A 5,169-nucleotide genomic window follows, 5' to 3' on the forward strand; every position below is an offset into this window, starting at 1 on the left:
GGCGCGGCGCACGCTGTTGGCGCCCGAGCGCGCCGGCCTCCGCCGCCGCCGACGCCGAAGGGCGGCACGCGGCGGTGCGAGGTGAGCACGGCGCATTCCATGCGCTCCAGGAAGCGGATGGTGCGGCGCGTGCCGTCGCCGGCATTCCAGCGCCCCTTGCCGCCCGAGCCGGGGCGCAGATGGAAGTCCTCCAGCACCACGGGATAGCGGAATTCCAGCACCTCCGGGTCGGTGAGGCGGGAATTGGTCATGTGGGTGTGCACCCCGCCGACGCCGTCGAAGCCGGGGCCGGCCGGCGCGCCGGAGCAGATGGTCTCGTAATACTGGTAGGTGTCGTTGCCGAAGGTGAGGTTGTTCATGGTGCCCTGGGCGGAGCCGAGCGCCCCCAGCGCGCCGAACAGGCAGTCGGTGACGTTCTGGCTCACCTCCACGTTCCCGGCCACCACGGCGGCGGGATAGACCGGGGCGAGCATGGAGCCTTCCGGCACGACGATGCGGATCGGCCGCAGGCAGCCGGCATTGAGCGGGATCTTGCCGTCCACCATGACGCGGAACACGTAGAGCACGGCGGCCTGCGTCACCGGGCCGGGGGCGTTGAAATTGTCCGGCCGTTGCGGCGAGGTGCCGGTGAAGTCCACCACCGCCTCGCGCTTTTCCTTGTCGATGGTCACCTTGACCTTGATGACCGAGCCCTGGTCCAGCTCCACCTCGAAGGCGCAGTTGTCCAGCGTGTCGAGCACCCGGCGCACGCTCTCGGCGGCGTTGTCCTGGACGTGGCCCATATAGGCCGCGACCACGTCGAGGCCGAAATGGGCGATCATCTTGCGCAGCTCGGAGGCGCCGCGCTCGGAGGCGGCGATCTGCGCCTTCAGGTCGTTGACGTTCTGCACCACGTTGCGCACCGGGTAGCGCGCCGAGGTGAGCAGTTCCACCAGCTCCTTTTCGCGGAAGCGGCCTTCCTCCACGAGCTTGAAGTTGTCGATATAGACCCCTTCCTCCTCGATGTTGGTGGCGCGCGGCGACATGGAGCCGGGCGCGACGCCGCCCACGTCCGCGTGGTGGCCGCGGGCCGCGACATAGAACAGCGTCTTCTTGCCCGCGTCGTCGAACACCGGCGTCACCACCGTGATGTCGGGCAGATGGGTGCCGCCGTTGTACGGGGCGTTGATGGCGTAGACGTCGCCCGGCTTCATGCGGCCGCCATTGGCGCGGATGACGCTCTCCACCGACTTGTCCATGGAGCCGAGATGCACCGGGATGTGCGGCGCGTTCGCCACCAGCCGCCCCTCGGCGTCAAACACCGCGCAGGAGAAGTCGAGCCGCTCCTTGATGTTCACCGAATAGGCTGTGTTCTGGAGCGTCACGCCCATCTGCTCGGCCACCGACATGAAGAGGTTGTTGAAGACCTCCAGCAGCACCGGGTCGGCCTGCGTCCCCAGCGCCGCCGCATGGCGGGCGGCGACGCGGCGGGTCAGAACGAGATGGTTGCGCGCCGTGATCTCGCCCGCCCAGCCGGGCTCGATGACGATGGTCTGGTGCGGCTCGATCAGCAGCGCCGGGCCGGTGATGGTCTCGCCGCGCTTCACCTGGTCGCGCAGGAACACCCCGGCCTCGTGCCATTCGCCCTGGGAGAAGAAGCGCGTGCGCGCCGCGGGGGCGGCGTCGCCGGCCGCGACGGGTTCTTCCGCCTCGTCGATCTTCGAGCCGCCGCCGATGGCCTCGGCCGAGATGGCCTCGATCACCAGCGCCTTGGTGGCGTCGATGAAGCCGAAGCGGGCGCGGTGGGCGGCCTCGAAGGCGGCCTTCATCTCCGCCACCGGGCCGAACGGCACCAGCAGTGCGGTGTCGGTGCCGGCATAGCGCACATGGGCGCGGCGCATCACGGCGATCTCGGCGGCGGGGATGCCCTGGCCTTCCAGCTCGGCGCGCACCACCGCGGCCTCGCCCTCGAGTGCGGCGCGGGCGATCTCGGCGCCGGCGGCGTCGAGCGGCGCCTCCACCGTGCGCTGGCGGGTCGAGCGGATGTCGGCGAGCCCCATACCATAGGCCGAGAGCAGGCCGGAGAAGGGATGGATCAGCACCGTGCGCATGCCGAGCACGTCGGCGACGAGACAGGCGTGCTGGCCGCCGGCGCCGCCGAAGCACTGGAGCGCATATTCAGTGACGTCATAGCCGCGCTGCACCGAGATCTTCTTGATGGCATTGGCCATGTTCTCGACGGCGATGCGGATGAAGCCGTCCGCCACCGCCTCGGGGGTGCGGTCCTCGCCGATGCTGGCGGCGAGCGCGGCGAAGGCCGCGCGCACGCTCTCGGTGTCGAGCGGCTGGTCGCGGCCGGAACCGAAAAATCTTCGGGAAGAAGGCGGGATCGAGCTTGCCCACCATCACGTTGGCATCGGTGACGGCGAGCGGGCCGCCGCGCCGGTAGCAAGCGGGGCCGGGATTGGCGCCGGCCGAATCCGGGCCCACCGTGAGACGCGCGCCGTCGAAATGCAGGATCGAGCCGCCGCCCGCCGCCACGGTGTGGATCGCCATCATGGGCGCGCGCATGCGCACGCCCGCGACCTCGGTCTCGAACGCGCGCTCATACTCGCCGTCGAAGTGCGACACGTCGGTGGAGGTGCCGCCCATGTCGAAGCCGATCACCTTGCCGAAGCCGGCGATCTTCGCGGTCTCCACGCAGCCCACCACGCCGCCCGCCGGGCCGGAGAGGATGGCGTCGCGCCCCTGGAACAGGGTGGCGTCGGTGAGCCCGCCGGAGGACATCATGAACATCAGGCGGCAGCCGTCGGCGGCTTCGTCGCCGCCGGTGCTCCCGCTGCCCGGCGGGGAGAGGGGAGAGGGGGCGGCCGAGCCGCCCGCTGCCAGCTCGCCCGCCACCTGGTCCACGTAGCGGCGCAGGATGGGGGAGAGATAGGCGTCCACCACCGTGGTGTCGCCGCGGCCCACCAGCTTCATGAGCGGCGAGACCTCGTGGCTCACGGACACCTGGGGGAAGCCGACCGCGCGGGCGATCTCGGCCACCTTCTGCTCGTGGGCGGGGTAGCGGTAGGCGTGCATGAAGACGATGGCGCAGGCCTCCGCGCCGCGGGCGCGGGCGGCTTCCAGGTCGGCGCGCACTTGGTCGAGGTCGGGGGCCAGCTCGATGGTGCCGTCGGCGCGCACACGCTCGGCCACCTCCACCACGTCGCGGTAGAGCTGCTCGGGCTTGACGATGCGCTTGGCGAAGATGTCCTGCCGGTCCTGGTAGCCGATGCGCAGCGCGTCGCGGAAGCCGCGCGTGGTGACGAGCACGGTGGGCGCGCCCTTGCGCTCCAGCAGCGCGTTGGTGGCGACCGTGGTGCCCATCTTCACCGCGGCGATCTGGTCGGCCGGGATCGGCGCGCCGGGGGCGAGGCCCATCAGCTCGCGGATACCGTGGATGGCGGCGTCGCGATAGGCTTCCGGGTTCTCCGACAGCACCTTGTGCGCCACGAGGCTGCCGTCCGGCCGCCGCGCGACGATGTCGGTGAAGGTGCCGCCGCGATCGATCCAGAAATCCCACCGAGAACCGTTCATCGTCCGCTCTGTCCCGTCTGGCCGGCGTCGCCGGATGTTATATACGGTAAAACTATGTATATTATTCAATTACACAATAATATGCGCCAGCCGCTCACGCCGCCACCACCTGGTGGTAGGCGAGGTCGCGGTCGATCAGGCCCATGTCGCGGCTGAAGGCGAGGAGGCTCGCCACCGTCTGCGGCCGGATCGCCGTGTCGTAATAGGGGAAGTCGCGCCGGATCAGGCCGGCGATCAGCTCCGCCTCGGCGGGCGGGAACAGGCGCCGTCCGATGGCGGTGGCGCGCTCCGGGTCCTCGATCAGCGCCAGTTGGGCGCGCCGGATCGCGCGCGTGACCTTGGCCGGCAGCTCGTGGTCGGCGGCGATCAGCCGGTCCGGCAGCGCCACCGAGGCGAAGGTGTAGCCGAAGCAGCCCTCGGGCCCGTCGCCGCGGCGGACATCCAGCACCACGTCGCCGAGCCCCTCGCGCACCGCCACCTCGGCGGCCATGCCGTTGGCCCAGAAGCCGTCCACCACGCCGTCCGCCAGCGCCTGCACGGCGGAGAGGCCGAAATTCGGCCCCTTGGCGGGGGATTTCGGCACCGGGCCGATGCGGATGTCGTCGCGGGTCTCGTCGAGGCCGGCGGCCTTCAGCAGGCGCTTCAGCCCCAGCTCCACGAACGGCGCCGCGCCGATGGAGCGGCCCTTCACCGCCTCCACTTCGCCGCGCTTGGCGCCGATCTCGCGCTTCAGCACCAGGAACCAGTACATGCCCTGCGCCTGGGCGCAGACCAACTTCACGCCGTCGAAGTTGGGATAGGCGGCGAGCGCGGGATGGGCCGAGGCGGCGACGATGTCGATCGTCCCGTCGCGCAGGGCCTCATAGGCCTTGTTGGGCGGAAAGATCAGCTCCAGCGACACGTCGAGCCCCTCGTCCGCGAAGCAGCCGAGTTCGATGGCGGCGATGGCGGGGAAATAGGAGTTCGAGACCTTGTCCGGGATCGCGAGCTTCATGGGTCTCATCGGGCGTCCTCCGGGCTTTTTGTCATCGGGCGGCCTTTTGGGCCGCAGCATTTTGGGCCGCAGCATTTTGGGACGCGGCATTGAGCACCGACAGCGCGGCATCCACCATGCCCTGATAGCCGGTGCAGCGGCACAGGTTGCCGGCCAGCGCGCGGCGCACGCTGGCCTCGTCGCCGCCGGCCGTCGAGGTCGCGCTGCAATTCGATCAGCGTCATCACCACGCCGGGCGTGCAGTAGCCGCATTGCAGGCCGTGATGGGCGCTGAGCGCCTCCTGGATCGGATGCAGCGTGCCGTCGGGCCGCGCGACGCCCTCGATGGTGGTGACGCTGCGCCCGCGCGCCTGGACGGCGAGGGTGAGGCACGAGCGCACGCTCTCCCCGTCGAGCAGCACGGTGCAGGCGCCGCACACGCCGTGCTCGCAGCCCATGTGGGTGCCGGTGAGATGGAGCGAATGGCGCAGGAAGTCGCACAGATGCACGCGCGGCTCCGCCTCGCCTTCGCGCGGCGTGCCGTTTGACGGTGAGGGGCGATGCGCACGCGCTCGCTCATGACATGGCCCCCCCGCGCCCGCTCGGCGGCCCGCGCCAGCGCCCGCTCGGTCGAGGAC

The 5,169-nt window shown here is 70.5% G+C and carries 2 protein-coding genes and 1 pseudogene; all 3 read right to left on the bottom strand.

The features are described from left to right. A pseudogene (locus AC2W7M_RS19435) lies at positions 1-3,558 on the bottom strand (hydantoinase B/oxoprolinase family protein); the annotation flags it as partial. A 94-nt stretch (positions 3,559-3,652) separates the two neighbouring features. Then, entirely contained in the window at positions 3,653-4,561 is a 909-nt protein-coding gene (locus AC2W7M_RS19440) for an ABC transporter substrate-binding protein (RefSeq protein WP_486134184.1), read from the bottom strand. Then, positions 4,558-5,040, bottom strand: a complete 483-nt coding sequence (locus AC2W7M_RS19445; protein WP_486134186.1) for a (2Fe-2S)-binding protein — start codon at positions 5,038-5,040, stop codon at positions 4,558-4,560. Before AC2W7M_RS19445 ends, AC2W7M_RS19440 begins: the two co-directional genes overlap by 4 nt. Between the last annotated feature and the right edge of the window lie 129 nt (positions 5,041-5,169).

Source organism: Xanthobacter sp. BG11Y11_SDJG (genome assembly GCF_057364445.1).